General features: G+C 65.2%; 21 protein-coding genes, 1 pseudogene and 2 riboswitches. Of the genes and pseudogenes, 17 read left to right on the top strand and 5 right to left on the bottom strand.

Annotated elements, in window-relative coordinates; translation table 11 throughout:
- Positions 1–87 precede the first annotated feature (87 nt).
- The gene (locus AC1RDS_RS04615) at positions 88–1,095 is read right to left on the bottom strand and encodes a tripartite tricarboxylate transporter substrate binding protein (RefSeq protein ID WP_092698207.1); all 1,008 of its coding nucleotides are present in this window, start codon (positions 1,093–1,095) and stop codon (positions 88–90) included.
- Between the two features lie 132 nt (positions 1,096–1,227).
- Here AC1RDS_RS04615 and AC1RDS_RS04610 point away from each other — a divergent pair, with 132 nt between their 5' ends.
- Complete coding sequence (locus AC1RDS_RS04610; RefSeq protein WP_348682719.1) at positions 1,228–2,043, top strand: IclR family transcriptional regulator; 816 nt, start codon at positions 1,228–1,230, stop codon at positions 2,041–2,043.
- A 46-nt stretch (positions 2,044–2,089) separates the two neighbouring features.
- Positions 2,090–2,662: a peroxidase-related enzyme gene (locus tag AC1RDS_RS04605; protein ID WP_287879825.1), complete on the top strand. Its 573-nt coding sequence runs from the start codon at positions 2,090–2,092 to the stop codon at positions 2,660–2,662.
- 82 nt (positions 2,663–2,744) lie between these two features.
- On the opposite strand, the gene AC1RDS_RS04600 is transcribed toward AC1RDS_RS04605, so the two are convergent.
- Entirely contained in the window at positions 2,745–3,170 is a 426-nt protein-coding gene (locus AC1RDS_RS04600; RefSeq protein WP_348682720.1) for an acyl-CoA thioesterase, read from the bottom strand.
- Positions 3,167–3,949: an SDR family oxidoreductase gene (locus tag AC1RDS_RS04595; protein ID WP_026435146.1), complete on the bottom strand. Its 783-nt coding sequence runs from the start codon at positions 3,947–3,949 to the stop codon at positions 3,167–3,169. Before AC1RDS_RS04595 ends, AC1RDS_RS04600 begins: the two co-directional genes overlap by 4 nt.
- Before the next feature lie 149 nt (positions 3,950–4,098).
- On the opposite strand from AC1RDS_RS04595, the gene AC1RDS_RS04590 reads away from it, so the two are divergent.
- The 9 genes and pseudogenes from AC1RDS_RS04590 to AC1RDS_RS04550 all read left to right on the top strand — a co-directional run bounded on the left by AC1RDS_RS04590 (position 4,099) and on the right by AC1RDS_RS04550 (position 13,690).
- Positions 4,099–5,805: an electron transfer flavoprotein-ubiquinone oxidoreductase gene (locus AC1RDS_RS04590; RefSeq protein WP_348682721.1), complete on the top strand. Its 1,707-nt coding sequence runs from the start codon at positions 4,099–4,101 to the stop codon at positions 5,803–5,805.
- Positions 5,806–5,901: 96 nt separating this feature from the next.
- The gene (locus AC1RDS_RS04585; protein ID WP_348682722.1) at positions 5,902–6,498 is read left to right on the top strand and encodes a sugar dehydrogenase complex small subunit; all 597 of its coding nucleotides are present in this window, start codon (positions 5,902–5,904) and stop codon (positions 6,496–6,498) included.
- A 7-nt stretch (positions 6,499–6,505) separates the two neighbouring features.
- Positions 6,506–6,820, top strand: coding sequence for an FAD-dependent oxidoreductase (locus AC1RDS_RS04580; protein ID WP_348682723.1), 315 nt, complete (start codon positions 6,506–6,508; stop codon positions 6,818–6,820).
- Positions 6,821–6,841: 21 nt separating this feature from the next.
- Positions 6,842–8,146: a GMC oxidoreductase gene (locus AC1RDS_RS04575; protein WP_348682724.1), complete on the top strand. Its 1,305-nt coding sequence runs from the start codon at positions 6,842–6,844 to the stop codon at positions 8,144–8,146.
- A gap of 2 nt (positions 8,147–8,148) precedes the next feature.
- A pseudogene (locus tag AC1RDS_RS04570) lies at positions 8,149–9,593 on the top strand (c-type cytochrome).
- A gap of 459 nt (positions 9,594–10,052) precedes the next feature.
- The gene (locus AC1RDS_RS04565; RefSeq protein WP_348683770.1) at positions 10,053–11,018 is read left to right on the top strand and encodes an ABC transporter substrate-binding protein; all 966 of its coding nucleotides are present in this window, start codon (positions 10,053–10,055) and stop codon (positions 11,016–11,018) included.
- Between the two features lie 106 nt (positions 11,019–11,124).
- Complete coding sequence (locus AC1RDS_RS04560) at positions 11,125–12,015, top strand: ABC transporter permease (protein ID WP_287876182.1); 891 nt, start codon at positions 11,125–11,127, stop codon at positions 12,013–12,015.
- Between the two features lie 22 nt (positions 12,016–12,037).
- Positions 12,038–12,832 (top strand): ABC transporter ATP-binding protein, encoded by a 795-nt coding sequence (locus AC1RDS_RS04555; protein ID WP_092698223.1) that lies wholly within the window; start codon positions 12,038–12,040, stop codon positions 12,830–12,832.
- A 66-nt stretch (positions 12,833–12,898) separates the two neighbouring features.
- On the top strand, positions 12,899–13,690 hold the full coding sequence (locus AC1RDS_RS04550; protein ID WP_092698225.1) for an SDR family NAD(P)-dependent oxidoreductase: 792 nt from the start codon (positions 12,899–12,901) through the stop codon (positions 13,688–13,690).
- A gap of 92 nt (positions 13,691–13,782) precedes the next feature.
- Here the strand turns inward: AC1RDS_RS04550 and AC1RDS_RS04545 are convergent, their stop codons facing one another.
- Positions 13,783–14,238 (bottom strand): Lrp/AsnC family transcriptional regulator, encoded by a 456-nt coding sequence (locus AC1RDS_RS04545; RefSeq protein WP_092698227.1) that lies wholly within the window; start codon positions 14,236–14,238, stop codon positions 13,783–13,785.
- Positions 14,239–14,641: 403 nt separating this feature from the next.
- Between AC1RDS_RS04545 and AC1RDS_RS04540 the strand changes: the two genes are divergently transcribed.
- From AC1RDS_RS04540 to gcvP, 6 genes are all read left to right on the top strand, one after another.
- Positions 14,642–15,613 (top strand): TRAP transporter substrate-binding protein, encoded by a 972-nt coding sequence (locus AC1RDS_RS04540; protein WP_092698229.1) that lies wholly within the window; start codon positions 14,642–14,644, stop codon positions 15,611–15,613.
- 69 nt (positions 15,614–15,682) lie between these two features.
- The gene (locus tag AC1RDS_RS04535; RefSeq protein ID WP_092698231.1) at positions 15,683–16,177 is read left to right on the top strand and encodes a TRAP transporter small permease; all 495 of its coding nucleotides are present in this window, start codon (positions 15,683–15,685) and stop codon (positions 16,175–16,177) included.
- Entirely contained in the window at positions 16,174–17,451 is a 1,278-nt protein-coding gene (locus AC1RDS_RS04530; RefSeq protein WP_092698233.1) for a TRAP transporter large permease, read from the top strand. Before AC1RDS_RS04535 ends, AC1RDS_RS04530 begins: the two co-directional genes overlap by 4 nt.
- Before the next feature lie 10 nt (positions 17,452–17,461).
- Positions 17,462–17,561, top strand: a riboswitch (glycine riboswitch).
- Between the two features lie 13 nt (positions 17,562–17,574).
- Positions 17,575–17,697: riboswitch (glycine riboswitch) on the top strand.
- 44 nt (positions 17,698–17,741) lie between these two features.
- Positions 17,742–18,875 (top strand): glycine cleavage system aminomethyltransferase GcvT, encoded by a 1,134-nt coding sequence (gene gcvT / locus AC1RDS_RS04525; protein WP_092698235.1) that lies wholly within the window; start codon positions 17,742–17,744, stop codon positions 18,873–18,875.
- Between the two features lie 92 nt (positions 18,876–18,967).
- The gene (gene gcvH, locus AC1RDS_RS04520) at positions 18,968–19,342 is read left to right on the top strand and encodes a glycine cleavage system protein GcvH (protein ID WP_092698237.1); all 375 of its coding nucleotides are present in this window, start codon (positions 18,968–18,970) and stop codon (positions 19,340–19,342) included.
- Between the two features lie 27 nt (positions 19,343–19,369).
- A complete protein-coding gene (gene gcvP / locus AC1RDS_RS04515) occupies positions 19,370–22,258 on the top strand; it encodes an aminomethyl-transferring glycine dehydrogenase (RefSeq protein ID WP_092698239.1) in 2,889 nt (962 codons plus the stop codon).
- 71 nt (positions 22,259–22,329) lie between these two features.
- On the opposite strand, the gene AC1RDS_RS04510 is transcribed toward gcvP, so the two are convergent.
- Positions 22,330–23,364: an integron integrase gene (locus AC1RDS_RS04510; RefSeq protein WP_092698241.1), complete on the bottom strand. Its 1,035-nt coding sequence runs from the start codon at positions 23,362–23,364 to the stop codon at positions 22,330–22,332.
- Positions 23,365–23,389 lie beyond the last annotated feature (25 nt).

The raw sequence follows: 23,389 nt of genomic DNA, 5'->3' as shown, positions 1-23,389 counted from the left end.
CACCACCCAACGATGGGCGGCTGTCGGCGAGATGCATGGAAAAAAAGGACTGGGGCATGCGCAGTGCGCTCTGCCCCAGCGAGCGCGTCAGTCCAGGCTGGCGCCCGAGTCCTTGACGATCCTGGCCCAGCGCGGCACCTCGGCGCGCAACAGCTGGCCGAACTGCTCGGCCGAGCCGCCCAGCACGTCGCCGCCCTCGGAGCGCAGCTTGTCAGCCACCTCGGGCTGCTGCAGGGCCGCGTTGATGGCCTTGTTGAGCTGCGCCACGATGGGCGCAGGCGTACCAGCGGGCGCCAGGATGCCAAACCAGGTCACGGCCTCGAAGCCCTTGTAGCCCGACTCGGCGAGCGTGGGCACATCGGGCAACTGGGATGAGCGCTTGGCCGAGGTGATGGCCAGCACCTTGAGCTTGCCGTTGCGCACCTGGCCCAGCAGCGTGGGCACGGACGACATGTACAGGTCGATCTGCCCGCCCACCAGGTCCGTCATGGCCTGGGCCGCGCCCTTGTAGGGGATGTGGCGCAACTGGATGCCCGCGGCATTCTCGGCCAGTTCGCCCGCCAGGTGGGCCACGGTGCCGTTGCCCGAGTAGCCCAGCGTCAGCGCATCGGGCTTGCCTTTGGAGGCCGCCACCACATCGGCGAAGGTCTTGAAAGGCGAGTTGGCCGGTGCGGCCATCACGATGGGCGAAGAAGACACCAGGGCCACGGGCACCAGGTCCTTGAGCGGGTCGTAGGGCAGCTTGGGGTACAGCGTGGGGTTGATGGCCAGGTTGCTGGTCTGGCCCATGACCAGGGTGTAGCCGTCGGCCGGCGACTTGGCTGCAGCGTCCACACCCAGGTTGCCACCCGCACCGGGCCGGTTGTCCACGATCACATTCCACTTGTTCTGGTCGGCGAGCTTTTGCGCCACGGTGCGCGCAATCATGTCGGTACCGCCACCGGGCGGGAATGGCACGATCAGGCGGATGGGCTTGGCTGGATAGGCAGCCTGTGCCAGGGCGGCGCCGGTGGGTATGGCAGCAGAGGCAAGGCCCAGGAGGGCAGCGCAAAGCTGTGCACTGAAGGAACGCGAAAGCGATGAAAGCACTGGCATGGATTTGTCTCCGTTATGGTGGTTCGTCACGCCGTTGTGCAAGAGTTCTTCAAGCCCAGCGCCGTGGGTGCAACTTTACGCAGACGTTTCAACCCATACAATGCAGTTGCACACAATGAAACGAATTCCGCCATGAGCAACAGCCCTGCCCAACCCCTGCGCCCCGCCCCACCCAGGGCCCCGGAGCTACCTGCCACAGGCGCTGCGGCGGCAGCCAAAGACACCGGTGGCGTCATCGCCGTCACACGCGCCCTGCAGGTGCTGGAGGCCTTTGCGCTGGGTGAATCCAGCCTGCCGCTGGCCGAACTGAGCCGCCGCTGCGGTCTGCACAAGACCACGGTGCTGCGCCTGGCGCGCACACTGGCGCACTCGGGCTTCATGGTGCAGCGCGAGGACGGCGACTGGCGCCTGGGCCCCGCCGCAGGCTGGCTGGGCGCGCGCTACCAGGCGGGCTTTGATGTGCAGAACGTGCTCGAACCCGCGCTGCGTGAGCTGACCCTCGCCACCGGCGAAAGCGCGGCGTTCTATGTGCGCGAAGGCCATGTGCGGACCTGCCTGGTCCGCGTGGAAGGCCCGCAGGCCCTGCGCCACCACGCGCGCATGGGCGAGGGCCTGCCGCTGGACAAGGGCTCGCCAGGCCGCGTGATCCTGGCCTTCTCGGGCGAGCCAGGCAAGGCTTATGAAGATATCCGCAAGAAGGGCTACCACTGGTCCATCGGCGAGCGCGAACAGGGCGTGGCCACCGTGTCGGCCCCGGTGTTCGGCATGCACTGGCGCCTGATGGGCTCGGTGTGCATCTCGGGCCCGGCCTCGCGCCTGCCGGCCGAAAAACTGGAGTCTCTGGCACAGATCGTGATCGCTGCGGCCACGCAGTTGTCGTATGCGCTGGCGGGCAATTCGGCAGCGCCTGCCCACGCCCCGGTGCGGGCCACCCAATGGCATCCTTGATACTTGCATCCGTTATCAACCACGTACAAAAACCGAGGAGACTGCCGTGAGCCGCTACCCCTTCCCCGACCTGAACACCCTGCCCGAGGACATCCGCGCGCGGATTCTGGAGGTGCAGGAGAAGGCGGGATTCATCCCCAACGTGTTCCTCGCCTTTGCCCGCCGTCCGGCCGAATGGCGCGCGTTTTTCGCGTACCACGATGCGCTCATGCTCAGGGAGGAAGGCAGCCTGACCAAGGGCGAGCGCGAGATGATCGTCACCGCCACCAGCGCGGCCAACCAGTGCCTGTACTGCGTGGTGGCGCATGGCGCCATCCTGCGCATCTACGAAAAGAAACCCTTCGTGGCCGACCAGGTGGCCGTGAACCACCGCAAGGCGGACATCACGCCGCGCCAGCGCGCCATGCTCGACTTCGCCATGAAGGTCTGCCAGCGCGCGCACGAGGTGGAAGACGCCGACTTCACCGCCCTGCACGCCCATGGCCTGGACGACGAGGACATCTGGGACATTGCCGCCATCACGGCATTCTTTGGTCTCTCCAACCGCATGGCCAGTTTTGCGGGCATGCAGCCCAACCCCGAGTTCTATCTGATGGGGCGGGTGCCCAAGCAGAAATAAGAAAAGAGGCCGGCCCCGCAGGATTACGACTTGCTTGATAGCTTCAAGCGCTTAACTCATCAGCACTTGAGCCCTATTTCATTCAGTCAGCCGAGACCAAGGCCCGCATCCAGTCGGGCAAGGGCGCGGCCTTCTGCTGCGGGAAATCCACCCAGATGGTGGTGGCGCCACCAGCGGCACAAATCACACCGGGCTGGTCCACCCGCTCCATCGTGCCCCAGGTCTCGAACGTGGTGCGCGCCGGGTCGCTCACATACAGCTTGAGCAGCACATCGGCCGGGTATTCCAGCTGCCGGTAGAAGTTGCAGAACGCATTGACGATCACCGGGCCCTGGCCATTCGGGTCGGGGTTGCAGCCCACCGACGCCATCCACTCGATGCGCGCCGTCTCCAGGTAGCGAAAGTAAACGGTGTTGTTGACATGGCCCATGGCGTCCATGTCACCCCAGCGCACGGGGAAGCGCATCTCAAAAACCAGTTTCTTGGCCTCGGGGATTTCCATCTTCATACCGCAAAGCCGTCGTCGGCCGCAATCACCGCGCCATTGACAAAGTGGCTCTGGTCGCTGGCCAGCATCACGATGAGGGCATCCAGGTCCTGCGGCTGCCCCACGCGCTTGCGCGGCAGCATGGCGATGAGCTTCTGGCCCTGCTCGGTGTCCCAGTGGTGGTGGTTGAGCTCGGTATCGATATAGCCCGGGCAGATGGCATTCACGTTGATGCCAAAGCGCCCCCACTCCAGCGCCATGGCGCGGGTCATCTGCACCACGGCGGCCTTGCTCATGCTGTAGGCGCCAATCTGCGGCAGCACCTTGAGTCCGGCCATCGAGGCGATGTTGATGATGCGCCCGCCCGTGAAGCTGCCCGGCGCCGCGCCGCGCGAACGCGCCAGCATGCGTTTGCCGACTTCCTGGGCCACGAAGAACGCCCCCTTGACGTTGGTGTCGAAGATGAAGTCGTAGTCCTCGGGCGTCACATCCTGGATGCGCTGCGTAGTGCTCACGCCCGAGTTGTTGACCAGGATGTCGATGGAGCCCATTTCCGTCTCGGCATGGGCCACGGCGGCCTTGATGGAATCGTGGTCGGTCACATCGAGCTCGACCACATGGGCGTCGCCCCCTTCGCCTTCGATGCGGGCGCGCAGTTCCTTGAGTTTTTCCAGCCGGCGGCTGGCCAGCACCACCCCGGCACCCGCACGGGCCAGGGTGCGCGCAAACTGGGCCCCCAGGCCGCTGGATGCGCCCGTCACCAGGGCCACGCGGCCGGACAAATCGATGCTGTAAGCCATTGAGAGTTTCTCCACAAATCAGAAACAGAGGAAATATGCGCGTCCGATTGTGCGTGTTCGCATGAATACAATCAGCCGCTGGCCAGGCAGTGCCGTGCGGCACGGCCTGTAGAACATTCCTTCATTATCAAATGCCCGACGAGACACCCATGACAAACCAGGAAATCCTTGCCCAGTATGGTCCCCGCGAAGCCATGGAATACGACGTGGTCGTGGTAGGTGGCGGCCCCGCTGGCCTGTCCACCGCCATCCGGCTCAAGCAGCTCGCCGCCGAAAAGGGCCAGGACGTGTCGGTCGTGGTGCTAGAAAAAGGCTCCGAGCCCGGCGCGCACATCCTGTCGGGCGCCATCATGGACCCCAAGGCGCTCAGCGAACTGATCCCCGACTGGAAGGAAAAGGGCGCCCCGCTGAACCAGCCCGTCACCGACGATGCCATGGTGTTCCTGGGCGAGAAATCGTCATTCCGCACCCCCAATTTCCTGCTGCCAGGCTGCTTTCAGAACCATGGCAACTACATCGTCAGCCTGGGCAACGTCACGCGCTGGCTGGCGCAGCAGGCCGAGAACCTGGGCGTGGAAATCTTCCCCGGCTTTGCCGCCGCCGAAGTGCTCTACAACGACAACGGCAGCGTCAAGGGCGTGGCCACCGGCAACATGGGCGTGAGCAAGGAAGGCGAGCCCACGGGCGACTTCCAGCTCGGCATGGAACTGCACGCCAAATACACCATCTTTGCCGAAGGCGCGCGCGGCCACCTGGGCAAGCAGGTCATTGCCCGCTTCAAGCTCGATGCGGAAAGCGACCCGCAGACCTACGGCCTGGGCATCAAGGAACTGTGGGAAATCGACCCCGCCCGCCACCAGCCCGGCTTCGTGCTGCACACCGCCGGCTGGCCCATGGACAACAACACCTATGGCGGCGCCTTCCTTTACCACATGGAGGACAACAAGGTCACGCTGGGCTTCATCACCGGCCTGGACTACGCCAACCCGTATCTGAGCCCGTTCGAGGAATTCCAGCGCTGGAAGACGCACGCCAACATCCGTTACTACCTGGAAGGCGATGAAGCCAAGGGCATCAAGCCGGCCAAGCGCATCAGCTACGGCGCGCGCGCCATCACGGCCGGCGGCCTGATGAGCCTGCCCAAGACCGTGTTCCCGGGCGGTGCACTGGTGGGCTGCGATGCCGGTTACCTCAACGTCAGCCGCATCAAGGGCAGCCACGCCGCCATCAAGACCGGCATGCTGGCCGCCGAGGCCGCCTACGACGCCATCACCGCAGGACGCCAGCACGACGAACTCACCGCCTATCCCCAGGCCTTTGAAGCCAGCTGGCTCTACACCGAGCTGAACAAGGCGCGCAACTTCAAGGCCTGGTTCAAGAAGGGCCTGACGGTGGCCACGGTGATGAATGGCATCGAGCAGTTCGCGCTCAAGGGCCACATCCCATGGACGCTGCACCGCGACAAGCCCGACCACGCCTATCTGAAGCCCGCCGCCGAGTGCAAGCCCATCGCCTATCCCAAGCCCGATGGCAAGATCACCTTCGACCGCCTCTCCAGTGTGTTCGTGAGCAACACCAACCACGCCGAGAACCAGCCGGCCCACCTGACGCTCAAGGATGCGAGCGTGCCGGTAAACATCAACCTGGCCAAATACGCCGGCCCCGAAGCCCGCTACTGCCCGGCTGGCGTGTACGAGTTTGTGCCCGACGAAGCCAAGGGCGGCAGCGCGCAGCGCCTGCAGATCAACGCGCAGAACTGCGTGCACTGCAAGACCTGCGACATCAAGGACCCGACGCAGAACATCGTCTGGGTCACGCCCGAAGGCGGCGGCGGCCCCAACTACTCGGGCATGTAAAACCATAGCAATTTGTGCTTGAAGGGCCTGCGCTGCAGGCCCTTTTTTTATGCTCCTTGTGCTGGATAGCGCCCTTGGACCGAGCCATGCCAGCGCATGCTGCAAAAAATCAGCGATAGGAGCATACTGGCCCCACATCGCCTCACGCATGCTGCGTGGATTCGATTTCGCAGGAGAAACGCCATGCAGTACTCCCGACGGAGCCCACCTTTTGCATTGCAGCGGCGCCATGTGCTGGGTGGTGCCCTGGCCACTGCAGCCGCAGCCCTGCTCCCCTGGACACCGGTTTTTCCGGTCGAGGTCGATGCAGACCAGGCATTTTTGGCCTTGTCCATCTTGCTCACGGGCCGCGACAACCTCGATCCAGCGCTCGGGCGCCGACTGCGGCAGGCACTTCAAAGCGGCAATGACCGCCTTGACCAGCACACCACAGACCTGCTCGGCTTACTGGAAACCCGCAAGGTGCCATTGCCCGACCTGCAGGCAATTCTGGCGACCGAAAAAGCGGCCTTTGCCGCGCTCCCTGGCCAGATCATGACCGCCTGGTACCTGGGCGTCGTGGGCAAAGGCCCACAAGCCAAGGTGCTGGCTTTTGAGCATGCGCTCAATGCGGTCGCTGTATCAGACAAGCTGAAGCCGCCCACCTACGCCTATGGTGCACCCGGCAGCTGGAGCCACAACCCCAACGCGTGAGGCGGCCATGGCACAAACCCTTTCCGCAGATTTCGTGGTCGTTGGCTCGGGCATCATTGGTGCGCTGGTGGCGCGCAAGCTGGCCCTGGCGGGGGCCTCGGTACTCATCCTTGAGGCGGGGCCCCATGTGACGCGTGGCGAATTGGTCGCCCGCTTTCGCAACTCACCGCGCCGCAGCGACTGGATGTCGCCCTACCCACCGGCACCCTGGGCACCGCATCCGGTCTACCAACCCGAAGACAACGGCCATCTGGTGCATGCCGGCCCCTACCCCTACAAGGCCGAGTACATCCGGCAGGTGGGCGGAACCAGCTGGCACTAGGCCGCCCATGCCTGGCGCAATGTGCCCAACGATTTCCGCATCCACAGCCTGTACGGCGTGGGCGTGGACTGGCCTTTCGGCTACGACGAACTGGAACCCTACTACCAGGAAGCCGAAGAGATCATGGGTGTCTCGGGCGCACCCAACACCGGCTCGCCGCGCACCAAGCCCTTTCCCATGCAGCCCGTGGCCGAACCCTGGGCCATGCAGCGCCTGCGCGAACGGCTGGCGCCCGTCTACCCGGTGGTGGGCAACACCACGGCGCGCAACAGCCGCAGCTACGACGGACGCCCGCCCTGCTGCGGCAACAACAGCTGCCAGCCGATTTGCCCCATCGACGCCCAATACCACGGCGGACTGGCCGTCGATGCAGCCCTGGCAGCGGGCGCCAAACTCCAGGCCAATGCCAACGTGTTCAAGCTGGAGCACGATGGCGCCGCACGCATCACGGCAGTGCACTACTACGACCCCGACAAAGTGGCGCACCGCGTCACGGGCAAGACCTTCATCGTTGCGGCCAACGGCATCGAAAGCCCGCGGCTGCTGCTGCTGTCCCAGAGCGCCAAGTTCCCCCAGGGCCTGGCCAACAGCCGCGACATGGTGGGCCGCCACCTGATGGACCACCCCAGCACCTCGCTCACCTTCGATGCCGATGAAGACGTGTGGCTGGGCCGCGGGCCGCAAAGCCCCAGTTCCATCAACACCATGCGCGACGGCGAATTCCGCGCACGGCACGCACCCTACCGGCTGGACTTCACCAACATCTCCCGTGTCGACGGAGCCACCCGTGCCTTGCTGGCCGAAGGGATCTACGGCGCAGAGTTCGAGCGCCGCCTGCGCCACAGCGCGGCGCGCGAGATGAACGTCAAGAACGTGCTGGAGGTGCTGCCCGACCCCAGGCACCGCATCACGCTGAGCGACCAGAAAGACGCCCTGGGCCTGCCCAAGCCGCAGACCCATTACTCCATCGACGACTACACCCGCGCCGGCCATGTGCGCTCACAGCAAGACTTCAAGCGCATCGCCGAACTGATGGGCGGCACCAACCTGCGTTTCAGCAAGGACGGCGACTTCGCCAACAACCAGCACATCTGCGGCACGTTGAGCATGGGCACCGACCCCGCCGTATCGGTGTGCGACCCGTGGGGCCGGGCGCACGACCACGACAACCTGTACCTTGCCAGCACCGGCGTGCTGCCCACCTCGTCCACCTGCAACTCCACGCTCAACGGCATTGCCGTGGCCCTGCGCAGTGCACAGCACATCCTGTCGCAGCAGGCGGGTCAACCCATGCCGCAGGCCCGTCCGGCCAGCGAAAGGAGTTGAGCATGCACAGCACCTTGCTCCGACGCTGGGCAGGCCTGGGCGCGGTCCTGTGCCTCAGCCTGATCGCGCTCGACACCCTGGCCCAAACCCCTGCCGCAGCGCCGACGAACCTGATCGAGCGCGGCCGCTACCTGGCCACCGCGGGCGATTGCATCGCCTGCCATACGGCGCCCGGTGGCGCCGCCATGGCCGGGGGGCTGGCCATTGCCACACCATTGGGTGCGATCTACTCCACCAACATCACGCCCTCCCAAACGATGGGCATCGGCCACTACACGCTGGAACAATTCACGGCGGCGCTGCGCCATGGCCGGCGCGCCGACGGGGCGCACCTGTACCCCGCCATGCCCTACACGGCCTATGCCAAGGTCACCGACGAAGACATGGCCGCGCTGTACGCCTATTTCATGCAGGGCGTGAAACCCGTTGACAGCGCACCACCGGCCACGGCATTGCCGTTTCCGTTCAACATCCGGGGCTCCATGGCCGCCTGGAATACCCTGTTCCACGACCCGACCCCCTTCCGTGGCAGCGCGCAGCAGCCGCCCGAATGGAACCGGGGCGCCTATCTGGTGCAGGGCCTGGCCCATTGCAGTACCTGCCACACCCCGCGCAACACCTTCATGGCAGAAAACATGAAGCGCGCCCTCGGCGGCGGCGAAGTGGGCCCCTGGCATGCCCCCAACATCTCATCCGACCCCCAAAGCGGCATTGGCCAGTGGAGCGCGGAAGAACTGGTGCGCTACCTGCGGCAAGGTCATGGGCCGGAAAAGACACAGCCGCCGGCCCCATGGCCGAGGCGGTGGACCACAGCCTGAGCCAGCTGACCGACGCAGACTTGCACGCCATGGCCGCCTACCTCAAGACCACGGCGCCCGTGGCCGATACCGCCACGCAACAGCCCGCCTTCTCGTGGGGCAAGGCCAGCGACCAGCTGGCCAGCATTCGCGGCGTGGCACTGCCCAAAGACCTGGGCACCATGACGGGACCGCAGCTCTATGACGCCTACTGCGCCAGCTGCCACCAGGCGCAGGCGCAAGGCAGCTTCGATGGCAAGCTCCCCGCGCTGTTCCACAACAGCACGCTGGGGCGCAATAGCACCAACAACCTGGTGCTGGCCATCCTGCAAGGCGTGCCCCGGCATGGCCGCGACACCATCATGCCGGCCTTTGCGCGCGAACTGAGCGACCCGCAAATCGCCACGCTGGGCAATTACCTGCTCAAGGAATACGGCAACCCCAACGCGCAGGTCACAGAACGCCAGGTCGCGCAATTGCGCGGCAATGCCCAGGACAACAAGCTGTTGCTGCTGGCCCGCGTGGGCCTGGCCGCAGGCGCTCTGGTGGTATTGCTCTTGCTGGGCTGGGCCGTCTCGCGCAGCCGGGGCCGCCGCTCAGAGCCTGTTCACGATCTCGCAGGGGATCGCGTTGGAGCGCAATCGGGATGAGTGGATGCTTCGGGTGCGCCGCATGGGCTCGTGCCCATGCAAGCAGCCGGGGCGGCCTTGTCGCCCGATTTCGCTCCAACCCTTCGGGCAGCGGTCTTTGCGGGCGGTCTGCGGCGTTGCGGCGCTTGCCAATAGCCGAGCTATTGGTCGCGCACCGCGCCTTGCATCCCATCCCGCAAAGACTGCTGCGCGACCCCTGGGAGATCGCGAACAGGCTCTCAGGCGGCCCGCGCTGATCCGAGGGCTCGCGGCACAGGCGGCTGCGCTGCGGTGCACATTGCCCGCCGCCAAGGCACGGCACGCAGCGGATGGAACGGCCCCTCGCAGCCCCCCCGGCAAGCAACCCACTGCAGCCGTCCCCGCAGGCTGCAGTAGACTCCCCGCGAAGCTCTGCGCCCCTCCTGCGCCAGAGCTTCTTTGCAAGCACAGGAAAAAACGAAAGACAGGTTGGAGATGGAAATGAAGCAAATATCTTGGGCACCTCTGGGCGCCCTGGCCTTGGCCTTGGCCGTGATCGCACCCGCCCACGCCCAGCAGAAATCGGTCGCGATCACGGCCATCGTCGAACACCCCGCCCTCGACTCCGTGCGCGACGGCGTCCAGGCGGCCCTCAAGGACGCCGGCTTCGAAGCCGGCAAGAACCTCAAGTGGCAATACCAGAGCGCCCAGGGCAACACCGGCACCGCCGCGCAGATCGCCCGCAAGTTCGTCGGTGACAAGCCCGATGCCATCGTGGCGATTGCCACGCCCTCGGCCCAGGCCGTGATTGCCTCGACCAAGACGGTGCCCGTCGTGTTCTCCGCCGTGACCGACCCTGTCGCCGCCAAGCTGGTGAAGAACTGGGAGCCGTCGCACAACAACGTGACCGGCGTGTCCGACCTGCTGGCGCTGGACAAGCAGATGGACCTGGTCAAGCAGGTGGTGCCCGGTGCCAAGCGCGTGGGCGTGGTCTACAACCCCGGCGAAGCCAACTCGGTCGTCGTGGTCAAGCAGCTGCAGACCCTGCTGCCCAAGCTGGGCATGACGCTGGTCGAGGCCGCAGCGCCCCGCTCGGTGGACGTGAGCAGCGCCGCGCGCAGCCTCATCGGCAAGGTCGATGTGATCTACACCAGCACCGACAACAATGTGGTGTCGGCCTACGAGGCACTGGTGAAGGTGGGCCAGGAGGCCAAGATCCCGCTGGTGGCGTCGGACACCGACAGCGTCAAGCGTGGCGCCATCGCCGCCTTCGGCATCAACTACCGCGACCTGGGCGAGCAGACCGGCCGCATGGTGGCGCGCATCCTCAAGGGTGAAAAGCCCGGCGACATCAAGCCCGAGATCAGCACCAAGATGGAACTGGTCGTGAACCCCGGCGCTGCCGAAAAGCAGGGCGTGAAGCTGTCTGACGCGCTGGTCAAGTCGGCCACGCAGGTCGTGCAGTAAGCGCGCTACCTGCGCTGCAAGGTCGGGCTGCCGCCCGGCCTCTCCGGCAGGAGCCATGCCCCGCGTGGCTCCTGCTTTGTTTTTCAATCCCTAGCCCCGCTGCCCCATGTCCTTCTTTTCCCTGCTCGGCGCCGTCGAAATCGGCCTGATCTTCAGCCTGGTGGCGCTGGGCGTGTTCATCTCGTTCCGGCTGCTGCGCTTTCCCGATCTCACGGTGGATGGCAGCTTTCCGCTGGGCGGCGCCGTCTGCGCCATTCTGATCTCCACTGGCACCAACGCCTGGCTTGCCACGCTGGCCGCCACCGCGGCAGGCGCAGTGGCAGGCCTGATCACCGGCTGGCTCAACGTCAGGCTCAAGATCATGGACCTGCTGGCCAGCATCCTGATGATGATCGCGCTGTACTCGATCAACCTGCGCATCATGGGCGGGCCCAATGTGCCCCTCATCAACGACCCCACACTGTTCGTGCTGCTGCAGCCCGAAGGCATGGAAGACTACATTGCGCGCCCGCTGATCCTCGTCGCCATCGTGCTGGCTGCCAAGCTGCTGCTCGACTGGTTTTTTGCCACCGAACGGGGCCTGGCCATCCGCGCCACCGGCTCCAACGCCCGCATGGCCCGCGCCCAGGGCGTGAACACCGGCGCCATGCTGCTGCTGGGCATGGCGGTTTCCAACGGCCTGGTGGGCCTGGCCGGCGCGCTGTTTGCGCAGACGCAGGGCGGCTCGGACATCTCCATGGGCATCGGCACCATCGTCATCGGCCTGGCCGCCGTGATCGTGGGCGAGAGCATCCTGCCCTCGCGCCGCCTGGCCTATGCCACGCTGGCCGTGGTCATCGGCGCCATTGCCTACCGCTTCTTCATTGCGCTGGCACTCAACAGCGACTTCATCGGCCTCAAGGCGCAGGATCTGAACCTGGTCACCGCCGTGCTGGTGGCCGTGGCGCTGGTGATTCCACAGCTCAAGCGCAAATTTGCCAAGCGCAAGCCGTCCTGAACCCGCGCACCGAAAGAGCCCCATGCTGAGCGCCCAACACCTCGAAATCACCTTCAACCCCGGCACGCCGATCGAAACGCGCGCCCTGCGCGGCATGTCGCTGGACATTCCGGCCGGCCAGTTCGTCACCGTCATCGGCTCCAATGGCGCCGGCAAATCCACCTTCCTCAACGCCATCTCGGGCGACCAGTCGGTGGACAGTGGCCGCATCGCCATCGATGGCGTGGATGTCACGCGCATGCCCGTGTGGGCCCGCGCCGAGCGCGTGGCCCGCGTGTTCCAGGACCCGATGGCCGGCACCTGCGAAGACCTCACCATCGAGGAGAACATGGCGCTGGCACAGCGCCGCGGCACCTTCCGGGGCCTCGGCCGCGCCGTCAAGGCATCGATGCGCGAAGGCTTTCGCGAACGCCTGGCCACGCTGGGCCTGGGGCTGGAAAACCGCCTCACCGACCGCATCGGCCTGCTCTCGGGTGGCCAGCGCCAGGCCGTGAGCCTGCTCATGGCGGCGCTGCAGCCGTCCCGCATCCTGCTGCTCGACGAACACACCGCCGCGCTCGACCCGCGCACGGCCGACTTCGTGCTGCGCCTGACCGAGCGCATCGTGGCCGAGAGCAAGCTGACCACCATGATGGTCACGCACAGCATGCGGCAAGCCCTCGATGTGGGCGAACGCACCGTGATGCTGCACCAGGGCCAGGTGGTGCTGGATGTATCGGGCGAAGAACGCAAGCGCCTGGACGTACCCGACCTGCTGCACATGTTCGAAAAGGTGCGCGGCGAAAAGCTGGCCGACGACGCGCTGCTGCTGGGCTAAGTCCTCCATCCACGCGGCGTGCTTCACGGCAATCCAGTCTTGCAACACCTCCCCAGAAAGGCTCCCATGCTCTCCATCGATCTGCGCGGCAAAACCGCTGTCGTCACGGGCTCCACCGTCGGAATCGGGCTGGCCATCGCCAAGTCGCTGGCGCAGGCAGGTGCCGCCGTGGTCGTCAATGGCCGCAAGCAGGACGCAGTGGACCAGGCCGTGGAGGCCGTGCGCCGCCATACCCCCGGCGCCAGCGTACAGGGCGTCGCCGCCGATCTGGGCACGGCCGAGGGCTGCCAGCAACTGGCGGCCCAGGCGACGCGCTGCGACATCCTGGTCAACAACCTGGGCATCTACGGCACCACGCCGTTCCTGGAGATTGGCGACGACGAATGGCAGCGCTACTGGGATGTGAACATCATGTCCGGCGTGCGCATGTCGCGCGCCTACATGCCGCAGATGCTGGAGCGCAACTGGGGCCGCGTGGTGTTCATCGCGTCGGAATCGGCGCTGAATATCCCGGCCGACATGGTGCATTACGGCACCAGCAAGACCGCCATGCTGGGTCTGGCCCGGGGCCTGGCCAAGATGGCCGCGGGCACCGGAGTCACCGTCAACAGCGTTCTGCCCGGCCCCACGCTGTCCGAGGGCGCCGCCCAGATGCTGATGGCCACTGCCGCACCTGGCCAGACGCTGGAGGAAGCCGGCGTGGCCTTCGTCAAGCAAAACCGCCCCTCGTCCATCATCGGCCGTGCTGCGCAGCTGGAAGAAGTCGCCAACATGGTGGCCTACGTGGCCTCGCCGCTGTCGTCGGCCACCACGGGCGCTGCACTGCGCGTGGAAGGCGGCATTGTCGACAGCCTTTGAGGCGCATTCGCCCGAGGTCAGCTGCTGATTTGGCAGCTGCCAGCGCTTATCCAGCAAGCAATGGCAGCTGCTTTTATTCATACACCCCGAAACTACACCCCCAGCGGCAGATCCGCCTTTTTCAGCGTGCGCAGCACAAAGCTGGAGCGGCTGTGGCGTATGCCCTTGATCTTGTAGAGCTTCTCGCGCAGCAGGCGCTCGTAGTCGCGCGTGTCTTTCACCACCACGCGCAGCAGGTAGTCGTAGTCGCCCGACACCAGGTGTGCCTCGATCACCTCGGGAATGCTGGCCAGGGTTTCGCCAAATTTTTCCAGCGTGTTGTCGGAATGGCTGTCGAGCGTGACCATCACCAGCACCGTGTCGGACAGATCGAGCGCGCGCGGATTGAGGCGCACGGTGTAGCCCTCGATCACACCGGCCTCCTCCATTTTTTTGATACGCCCCCAGCATGGCGAAGGGCTCAGGCCCACGGCCTGGCCGATCTCTTGCAGGCTGGCGCGGGCGTTGGCCTGCAATACGGAGAGAATTTTTCTGTCAAGACGGTCCATGCATCGCATTATTCTTTCAAATTGAATTTTTCAGAATATTTTTCTACAAATTTTGAAAATCTTCGCAAATTCAGAAGAACCATCCACCCCCCCGGCGGCATACTTGTCTGCATCAAGGCGCTCTTACCGGAGTGCACAAACTGACAAGGCCCCGGCGGGTTACCGCCCGCACGGGGCACTTGGCAAGCATCTTCCCCCCAGGCCCACCCGTGTGGCACTGTCGCGCACGCGACCCCGACACCCTGCCATCAGCCCCGCGCGCCGCTGATCAGCACGCTGACCCGCACAAACCCCGATGCCCAGCCGCGCGTTGCAGCGCCATAATTTTTGCAGTGCGCAGCACATGTCTGCGCCGCAACCTGCAGCGCAACCAGCACGCCAACATTCCCCTTCAGGAGACACCATGCAATTGACCCGACTCGTCGTTGGCCTCGGCCTTGCCCTTGGCTTCATGGCCAGCGCCGCCGCACAGACCACCATGCGCATCAGCATTTCGGTGGCACAGAACTCGCACCAGGGCGTGGCCATCGACACCTTCGCCAAAGAAGTGGAAAAACGCACGGGCGGCCGCTACAAGGTGCAGACCTTCTACAACGGCTCCCTGGGCGGCGAGCGCGAGTCGATTGAAGCCGTGCAGCTGGGCACGCAGGAACTGGCCTTCAGCTCCACCGGCCCGGTGCCCAACTTTGTCCCCGAGACCAAGATCCTGGACGTGCCCTTCCTGTTCCGCGACAAGGCCCATGCGCGCGCCGTGCTCGACGGCCCCATCGGGCAAGACCTGCTGACCAGGTTCGACGCCAAGGGCTTCAAGGCACTGGCCTGGGCCGAAAACGGCTTTCGCCACATGACCAACAGCAAGCGCGACGTGAAGGAGCCGGGCGACCTCAAGGGCCTGAAGATGCGCACCATGGAGAACCCCGTGCACATCGCCGCCTACAAGGGCTTTGGCATCATCACCACGCCCATGGCGTTCCCCGAGGTGTTCACGGCCCTGCAGCAAGGCACCGTGGACGGCCAGGAAAACCCGTTGCCCGTCATCATCTCGGCCAAGTTCGACCAGGTGCAAAAGCACCTCACGCTCACCGGCCATGTGTATTCGCCCTGCATCTTCGTGATGAACAAGGCGGCTTTTGACAAGCTCAGCGCGGCCGACAAGCAGGCCTTTCTGGATGCCGCCAAGGAAGGCACCAAGGCCAACCGGGCGCGCGTGGACGAAGACGATGCCAAGGGCGTGGCCGACCTGCGCGCCAAGGGCATGACAGTGATCGACACCATCGACAAAGCCAAGTTCGTGGCGACGCTGGCCCCTGTCAACGCCGAGTTTGAAAAGCAGTTCGGCAAGGCCGCGCTCGACAAGATCCGCGATTACAAATAATCTTCTTGTCGATCTATTTTCACTAGCTATCAGCGCCCGCCGGTATTGCGCCAGCGGGCGTTTTCATTCATGAAAAATGCTTTTCTGACCTTTGAGCGCTGGGCCACGTTCAGCGCCATGCTGGCCGCCTGCGCCATGCTGGCCGTGGCCTCTGCGCTGGGCATGTTCCAGATTCTGATGCGCTTCGTGTTCGAGCAGCCCGCAGAATGGACCGAGGTGTTGATCCGTTTCAGCCTGATCTGGATGGTGTTTCTGGCCATCCCCGCCGCCTTCCGCCAGGGGGCGATGGTGAGCGTGGACGTGCTTTACCGCTGGAGCCCGCCACGCATTCGCCGCGTGCTCGACTGGGTGGTGGCGCTGGCGGCACTGGCCCTGATCGGCGTCATCATCTGGTGGGGCTGGGATTACGCGCAGCGCGGCGGCGTGCAGAGCATGGCCGGACTGGAGTCGGTGTCGATGTTCTGGGCCTATCTGGCCATGCCGGTGGGCGGCCTCTTTTGCGTCGTCGGCATCATCGGCAACCTCATCGACCCCCTGCGGATGGAACTGGAGACAGCGCAATGACCGCCACCATGATTTCCACCATGGTGCTGTGCTTTGCACTCACCGTTTCCGTGGCCGTTTCCATCGGCCTCGCGTCCATCCTGGGCATACAGGTTGCGAACGCCAACATGCTGATCTCGGTGAAGGAAATGTTCGCCTCGATCAACAAGTTTCCGCTGGCCGCCATTCCCTTCTTCATCCTCGCGGGCAACCTCATGGAAACCGGCGGCATCTCGCGCCGCCTGGTCGAGTTTGCCAAGAGCATCGTCGGCGGCGTGCAGGGCGGCCTGCCCATGACCTGCGTGCTCACCTGCATGATCTTCGCGGCGGTGTCGGGTTCGTCGGTGGCCACCACGTTCGCCATCGGCGCCATCCTGGTCCCGGCGCTCATCAAGCATGGCTACCCCACCAGCTACGCAGCGGCCTTGCAGGCCACCAGCGCCGAACTGGGCGTGATCATCCCGCCTTCCATTCCGCTCATCCTGTACGGCGTGAGTGCCGAGGTGTCGATTGGCGAGCTGTTCATCGCCGGCTTTGGCCCGGGACTGCTGATCAGTGGCGCGCTGATGCTGTTCGTGTGGGCCTACTGCAAATACAAGGGCTGGGGCAAGAACGATGGCGATGGCCGCATGCCCATGGGCCGTGCCACGCTGCAGGCCGGCTGGGCGCTGCTGATGCCCGTGATCATCCTGGGCGGCATCTACGGCGGCGTATTCACGCCCACAGAGGCCTCGGCCGTGGCCGTGTTCTATGCGCTGGTGGTGGGTGTGGTGATCTACCGCGAGATTCGCCTGGCGGACCTGTTCGCCATCCTGCGCAAGTCGGCCCTCTCGTCAGCGGTGATCATGTTCATCATTGCCAACGCCGGGCTGTTTGCCTTCCTCATCACCCGCGCGGGCGTGCCCGATGCCATCGGCCGCTGGCTGGAGGCGGTGCTGCAATCCCCTGCCCTGTTCTTGCTGGGCGTGAATGCGGCGCTGTTCTTCATTGGCATGTTCATCGAGACCAGCGCGGCCATCATCGTGCTGGCGCCCATCCTGGCGCCCGTGGCCCTGCACTTCGGCGTGGACCCGGTGCACTTCGGCCTCATCATGGTGGTGAACCTGGCCATGGGCATGATCACACCGCCCTTTGGCGTGAACCTGTTTGCCGCATGTACGGTGGCGCGCATCTCGCTGGACCGCATCATCCAGCACCTGCTGCCTTTCGTGGGGGTGATCCTGGTATGCCTGATGGTCATCACTTATGTGCCCTCGCTTTCGCTGTTCCTGCGTGACCTGGTGTACGCCAAGTAACGGTAGAATCGCTCGATTGTCAGGAGAGAGCCCCGCATGCACCATGCAAAAGGGCCGCCGAAGGCGCAGGCATCAGCCGAACGCTCAGGCAAAAGGACTGACAAGCGCCCGCAGCGATGCGGGCGTTCCCTTGCTGGAGAGAGATGTCCGCACTGCAGGTGCAGGCCATCCACCGAAGGAGCAAGCCGCGCGGCCAGCCAGGGTGCCGCGGTGAATCTCTCAGGTAAAGCGGACAGCAGGGCAAATCGCGTGGCATTCGTGCCGCGGCCCCCATTTGCCCTGGAGCTCTTATGTCCGCACCTGCCACCGCCCTGCTCATCACGCCCCTGAACGCCCTGCACATTGAACTGGGCGCCCGCATGGTGCCGTTTGCCGGTTATTCCATGCCCGTGCAGTACCCCGCAGGCCTCATGGCCGAGCACCTGCACACGCGCCAGGCCGCAGGGCTGTTCGATGTATCGCACATGGGCCAGCTCAAGCTGGTCGGCCCCGATGCCGCCGCCGCGTTCGAGAGCCTGGTGCCCGTCGATGTGATCGACCTGCCCGTGGGCAAGCAGCGCTACGGCCTGTTGCTCAATGACGAGGGCGGCATCATCGACGACCTGATGTTCTTCCGTGTGGCCGACAACGCACTCTTTGTCATCGTCAACGGCGCCTGCAAGGTGGGCGACATGGCCCACATCCAGGCCCGCATCGGCCAGCGCTGCGACGTGGTGCCCATGCCCGACCACGCGCTGCTGGCGCTGCAGGGTCCCCAGGCCGTCACCGCCCTGTCGCGCCTGGCCCCGGGCATTGAAAAGCTGGTGTTCATGACGGGTGGCGATTTTTCCATCGCAGGCTGCGACTGCTTCGTGACACGCAGCGGCTACACGGGCGAAGACGGCTTCGAGATCTCGGTGCCCGCCGCACAGGCCGAGACCCTGGCACGCGCCCTGCTGGCCCAGCCCGAAGTCAAACCCATTGGCCTGGGCGCGCGCAACTCGCTGCGCCTGGAAGCGGGCCTGTGCCTGTACGGCAACGACCTCGACACCACCACCACGCCGCCCGAAGCCAGCCTGAACTGGGCCATCCAGAAGGTGCGCCGCACCGGCGGCGCGCGCGCGGGCGGCTTTCCTGGTGCCGACAAGGTGCTTGCGCAGATCGACAACCCCGCCAGCCTCGCGCGCAAACGCGTGGGCCTGGTCGCGCTGGAGCGCGTGCCCGTGCGCGAGCACACCGAATTGCAGAGTGCCGACGGCCAGAAGATTGGCGAAGTGACCAGCGGCCTGCTGGGCCCCACGGTGAACGAACCCGTGGCCATGGGCTATGTGGCCCCCGCCTTTGCCGCCATCGGCACGCGGGTGAACGCCATGGTGCGCGGCAAGGCCGTGCCCATGGAAGTGCGCGCCATGCCGTTTGTGCCCGCCAATTACTACCGCGGCTAATTTTGCGCGGCGCGGCACCCCAACCGCGCCTGCGCCCGCTACATTGCAGATTCCTTTCTTTTTTATCTTCTAGCTGCTTGAGGAGCTTTCCCATGACCGTCAAATTCTCCAAAGACCACGAATGGATCAACGCCGCCGACGCGAATGCGGCCGTGGTAGGTATCACCGTGCATGCCCAGGATGCCCTGGGCGATGTGGTGTTCGTCGACCTGCCCGCCGTGGGAACCACGTTTGCCCAGGGCGACGTGGCGGGCGTGGTCGAGTCGGTCAAGGCCGCGGCCGATGTGTACATGCCTGTCTCGGGCGAGATCGTCGAAGTGAACGAAGCCCTGCGTGCCGACCCTTCGCTGGCCAATTCAGACCCGCTCAATACCGGCTGGTTCTTCAAGGTCAAGCTCAGCGATGCCAGCCAGCTCGACGCGTTGCTCAGCGAAACCGACTACACCGAGTTCGCCAAGAACGCCTGACCCTGTTTCCTTCTTCGAGACTGCCCCATGTTGATGCAATCCGCCCTGCCGCTCGGCGCGCTTGAAAACGCCACCGAATTCCTGCCCCGCCACATCGGTATCGACGCGGCCGACGAAGCGCACATGCTGTCGGTGATCGGCGAGGCCTCGCGCCGCGCCCTCATCGACTCCATCGTGCCGCGCTCCATCGCCCGCAGCCGCGCCATGGACCTGCCGCTGCCGGTCACGGAAAGCGCTGCATTGGCCGAACTCAAGGCGATTGCATCCAAAAACAAGGTCTTGAAGAGCTTCATCGGCCAGGGCTACTACGACACACACATTCCCGGTGTCATCCTGCGCAACATCCTGGAAAACCCCGCCTGGTACACGGCCTACACGCCTTACCAGGCGGAGATTTCGCAAGGCCGCATGGAAGCCCTGGTCAATTTCCAGACCATGGTGTGCGACCTCACGGCCATGCCGATCGCCAACGCATCGATGCTCGACGAGGCCACGGCCGCTGCCGAAGCCATGACGCTGGCCAAACGTTCGGTCAAGAGCAAGAGCAACGTGTTTGTGGTGGCCGGTGACGCGCACCCGCAGACCATCGAGGTGATCCAGACCCGCGCCCGGCCGCTGGGCATCGAGGTCGTGCTCGCCAACTCCGCCGAGCAGTGGAACACCCTGCTGGACGGCGACTATTTCGCCGTGCTGGCCCAATACCCCGCCACCAGCGGCCGCATCGACGACCTGCGCGCCGACGTGGAGAAGGCGCATGCCAAACAGGCCGCCTTCATCGCAGCCGCCGACCTGCTGGCCCTCACGCTGATCACGCCGCCCGGAGAATGGGGCGCCGACATCGTGGTGGGCACCACGCAACGCTTTGGCATGCCCATGGGCGCCGGTGGCCCGCATGCCGCCTACATGGCCTGCCGCGACGAGTTCAAGCGCTCGCTGCCCGGCCGCCTGGTCGGCGTGAGCGTGGACGTGCACGGCAAGCCCGCCTACCGCCTGGCCCTGCAGACGCGCGAGCAGCACATCCGCCGCGAAAAAGCCACCTCCAACATCTGCACGGCCCAGGTACTGCCGGCCGTGATCTCCAGCATGTACGCGGTGTACCACGGCCCCGAGGGCCTGCAGCGCATTGCCCGGCGCGTGGCCAGCTACACAGCCATCCTGGCGAAAGGGCTGGAACAGCTGGGAGCGCCCGTGCGCCCGCAGGCCGCGTTCGACACCCTCTCGCTGAAAACCGATGGCGCTACCCAATCCATAGCTGCTCGCGCAGTATCCATGGGTGCCAACCTGCGGATTCACTTCGAAAACTACCTGTGCATCTCGCTCGACGAGACCACCACGCGCGCCGACATCGAGCTGCTGTGGAAGATCTTTGCCAAGGACGGCCAGGCGCTGCCCACGGTTGACGCGTTCGAGAAAGGCGTGGAGCCGCTGATCCCCGCCGAACTGCGCCGCACCAGCAGCTACCTCACGCACCCGGTGTTCAACACCCACCACAGCGAGACCGGCATGCTGCGCTACATCCGCCAGCTGTCCGACAAGGACCTGGCGCTGGACCGCAGCATGATCCCGCTGGGCTCCTGCACCATGAAGCTCAACGCCACCAGCGAGATGATCCCCATCACCTGGCCCGAGTTCGCCAACGTGCACCCGTTTGCCCCGGCAGACCAATTGCAAGGCTACAAGGAACTGGACGAGCAGCTGCGCGCCTGGCTCTGCCAGGCCACGGGCTACGCCGGCATCAGCCTGCAGCCCAACGCGGGCAGCCAGGGCGAATACGCCGGGCTGCTGGCCATCAAGGCCTACCATGAAGCCCAAGGCGGCAGCCACCGCCACATCTGCCTGATCCCGGCCAGCGCGCACGGCACCAACCCGGCCAGCGCCCAGATGGCTGGCATGCAGGTGGTGGTGACGGCCTGCGATGCCAACGGCAATGTGGACATGGCCGACCTCGAAGCCAAGTGCAAGCAGTACAGCGCGCACCTGGCCTGCGTGATGATCACCTACCCCAGCACGCATGGCGTGTTCGAGACGCAGGTCAAGGAGCTGTGCGCCCTGGTGCACCGCCACGGTGGCCGCGTCTACGTGGACGGCGCCAACATGAATGCCATGGTGGGCGTGGCCGCGCCCGGCGAGTTCGGCGGCGACGTGAGCCACCTGAACCTGCACAAGACCTTCTGCATTCCCCACGGCGGTGGCGGCCCCGGCGTGGGCCCCGTCTGTGTGGTGGAAGACCTCGTGCCCTACCTGCCGGGCCATGCCACGGCCGGCGTGGCCGGTGGCGTGGGTGCGGTGTCGGCTGCGCCCCTGGGCAATGCCGCCGTGCTGCCCATCAGCTGGATGTACTGCCGCATGATGGGCGCTGAAGGCCTGCAGGCTGCAACGGAAGCCGCCATCCTCTCGGCCAACTACATCAGCGCGCGCCTCAAGGACCATTACCCCACGCTGTACGCATCGGCCAACGGCCATGTGGCGCACGAGTGCATCCTGGACCTGCGTGGCCTGAAGGACACCAGCGGCGTGATGGCCGAAGACGTGGCCAAGCGCCTGATCGACTATGGCTTTCACGCGCCCACGCTCTCCTTCCCCGTGCCCAACACGCTGATGGTGGAGCCGACCGAAAGCGAAACGCTGTTCGAGATCGACCGCTTCATCGACGCGATGATCGCCATCCGCGATGAAATCCGCCAGATCGAATCCGGCGCCTGGCCACAGGACAACAACCCGCTGAAAAACGCCCCGCACACCGCCGAAAGCCTGCTGGGCAGCGAATGGACCCGCCCCTACACCCGCGAAGCCGCCGCCTACCCGGTGCCCGCCCTGCGCGGCAACAAGTACTGGGCACCCGTGGGCCGCGTGGACAACGTCTGGGGCGACCGCAACCTGAGCTGCAGCTGCATCCCGGTGAGCGACTACGCGTAAAGCGTGTTGACGCAGCGCTGTGATGGTGCTGCGCCCATCCAAACAAAGGCCCGATGACGGGCCTTTGTGCTTTACAGGGCGTCCAGCGGGCTCAGAATGCCGCGCCCGCCCTTGTTCAGCACATGCGTGTAAATCATGGTGGTGCTCACATCGGCATGGCCCAGCAGCTCCTGCACGGTGCGAATGTCGTACCCCGCCTGCAGCAAATGTGTGGCAAACGAATGCCGCAGCACATGGGGCGACACCGGCTTGGCGATCTGCGTACGCCGCGCCGCCTCGCGCACGGCGCGCTGCACCGATTCGGGGTACACATGGTGGCGCCGCTCCAGCAGCTCGCCCGTGCGGGCATCGGGGCGCGGATCGGTGGAGGAGCGCACCGGCGACGGAAACACCCACTGCCAGGCCCAGCTTTGGTCGGCCTGGGGGTATTTGACGGCCAGCGCATGCGGCAGATACACACGGCCAAAACCAGCGGCCAGATCCTTTTCGTGCAGCGCGCGGGCCTTTTGCAATTGCGCCTGCAAAGGCGCAATCAAGTTCTCCGGCAGCACCGTCACTCGATCTTTGTTGCCCTTGCCCTCGCGCACCACGATTTCGCGGCGGGCAAACTCCACGTCCTTCACGCGCAGGCGCAGCGCCTCCAGCAGGCGCATGCCGGTGCCGTAAAGCAACTGCGCAATCAGGCCGGTGGCGCCATCCATATGCAGCAGCAGCTCGCGCACCTCGGTGGGGGTCAGCACCACCGGCAGGCGCTTGGGCGTTTTGGCCTGCACCACCTCATCGAGCCAGGGCAAATCCGTCTCCAGCACCTGCTTGTACAAATACAGTAGCGCCGCCTTGGCCTGGTTTTGGGTGGAGGCAGAAACCTGCCGATCAACCGCCAAATGGCTCAAAAACGCCTCCACCTCGGCCGCACCCATCTCTTGCGGGTGGCGCTTGCCGTGGAACACGATAAAACGCCGCGCCCAGTCGATATACACCTCTTCGGTGCGAATACTGTAATGCCGCGTGCGCAGGTGAATGCGCATACGTTCCAGCAGTTTGGGCGGTCGGGGCGCGGCGGGGTCGCTGGCGGGTTGTGGAGGTAGCGCAGCGTGCTCGGTCATCCGCGAAATTTTAGGTTTGGCTAAT

Source organism: Acidovorax sp. GW823-FHT02H02 (assembly GCF_058797075.1).
Note: the sequence above shows the minus strand (reverse complement) of the source record. Positions and strands in the feature narration are given on the sequence as shown.

What these genes read in the sequence shown, in the direction of transcription:
- AC1RDS_RS04615 (WP_092698207.1), bottom strand. Translation starts at nt 1,095, where the DNA reads ATGCCAGTGCTTTCATCGCTTTCGCGTTCCTTCAGTGCACAGCTTTGC.
- AC1RDS_RS04610 (WP_348682719.1), top strand. Translation starts at nt 1,228, where the DNA reads ATGAGCAACAGCCCTGCCCAACCCCTGCGCCCCGCCCCACCCAGGGCC.
- AC1RDS_RS04600 (WP_348682720.1), bottom strand. Translation starts at nt 3,170, where the DNA reads ATGAAGATGGAAATCCCCGAGGCCAAGAAACTGGTTTTTGAGATGCGC.
- AC1RDS_RS04595 (WP_026435146.1), bottom strand. Translation starts at nt 3,949, where the DNA reads ATGGCTTACAGCATCGATTTGTCCGGCCGCGTGGCCCTGGTGACGGGC.
- AC1RDS_RS04590 (WP_348682721.1), top strand. Translation starts at nt 4,099, where the DNA reads ATGACAAACCAGGAAATCCTTGCCCAGTATGGTCCCCGCGAAGCCATG.
- AC1RDS_RS04585 (WP_348682722.1), top strand. Translation starts at nt 5,902, where the DNA reads ATGCTGCAAAAAATCAGCGATAGGAGCATACTGGCCCCACATCGCCTC.
- AC1RDS_RS04580 (WP_348682723.1), top strand. Translation starts at nt 6,506, where the DNA reads ATGGCACAAACCCTTTCCGCAGATTTCGTGGTCGTTGGCTCGGGCATC.
- AC1RDS_RS04565 (WP_348683770.1), top strand. Translation starts at nt 10,053, where the DNA reads ATGAAGCAAATATCTTGGGCACCTCTGGGCGCCCTGGCCTTGGCCTTG.
- AC1RDS_RS04560 (WP_287876182.1), top strand. Translation starts at nt 11,125, where the DNA reads ATGTCCTTCTTTTCCCTGCTCGGCGCCGTCGAAATCGGCCTGATCTTC.
- AC1RDS_RS04555 (WP_092698223.1), top strand. Translation starts at nt 12,038, where the DNA reads ATGCTGAGCGCCCAACACCTCGAAATCACCTTCAACCCCGGCACGCCG.
- AC1RDS_RS04550 (WP_092698225.1), top strand. Translation starts at nt 12,899, where the DNA reads ATGCTCTCCATCGATCTGCGCGGCAAAACCGCTGTCGTCACGGGCTCC.
- AC1RDS_RS04545 (WP_092698227.1), bottom strand. Translation starts at nt 14,238, where the DNA reads ATGGACCGTCTTGACAGAAAAATTCTCTCCGTATTGCAGGCCAACGCC.
- AC1RDS_RS04540 (WP_092698229.1), top strand. Translation starts at nt 14,642, where the DNA reads ATGCAATTGACCCGACTCGTCGTTGGCCTCGGCCTTGCCCTTGGCTTC.
- AC1RDS_RS04535 (WP_092698231.1), top strand. Translation starts at nt 15,683, where the DNA reads ATGAAAAATGCTTTTCTGACCTTTGAGCGCTGGGCCACGTTCAGCGCC.
- AC1RDS_RS04530 (WP_092698233.1), top strand. Translation starts at nt 16,174, where the DNA reads ATGACCGCCACCATGATTTCCACCATGGTGCTGTGCTTTGCACTCACC.
- gcvT (WP_092698235.1), top strand. Translation starts at nt 17,742, where the DNA reads ATGTCCGCACCTGCCACCGCCCTGCTCATCACGCCCCTGAACGCCCTG.
- gcvH (WP_092698237.1), top strand. Translation starts at nt 18,968, where the DNA reads ATGACCGTCAAATTCTCCAAAGACCACGAATGGATCAACGCCGCCGAC.
- gcvP (WP_092698239.1), top strand. Translation starts at nt 19,370, where the DNA reads ATGTTGATGCAATCCGCCCTGCCGCTCGGCGCGCTTGAAAACGCCACC.
- AC1RDS_RS04510 (WP_092698241.1), bottom strand. Translation starts at nt 23,364, where the DNA reads ATGACCGAGCACGCTGCGCTACCTCCACAACCCGCCAGCGACCCCGCC.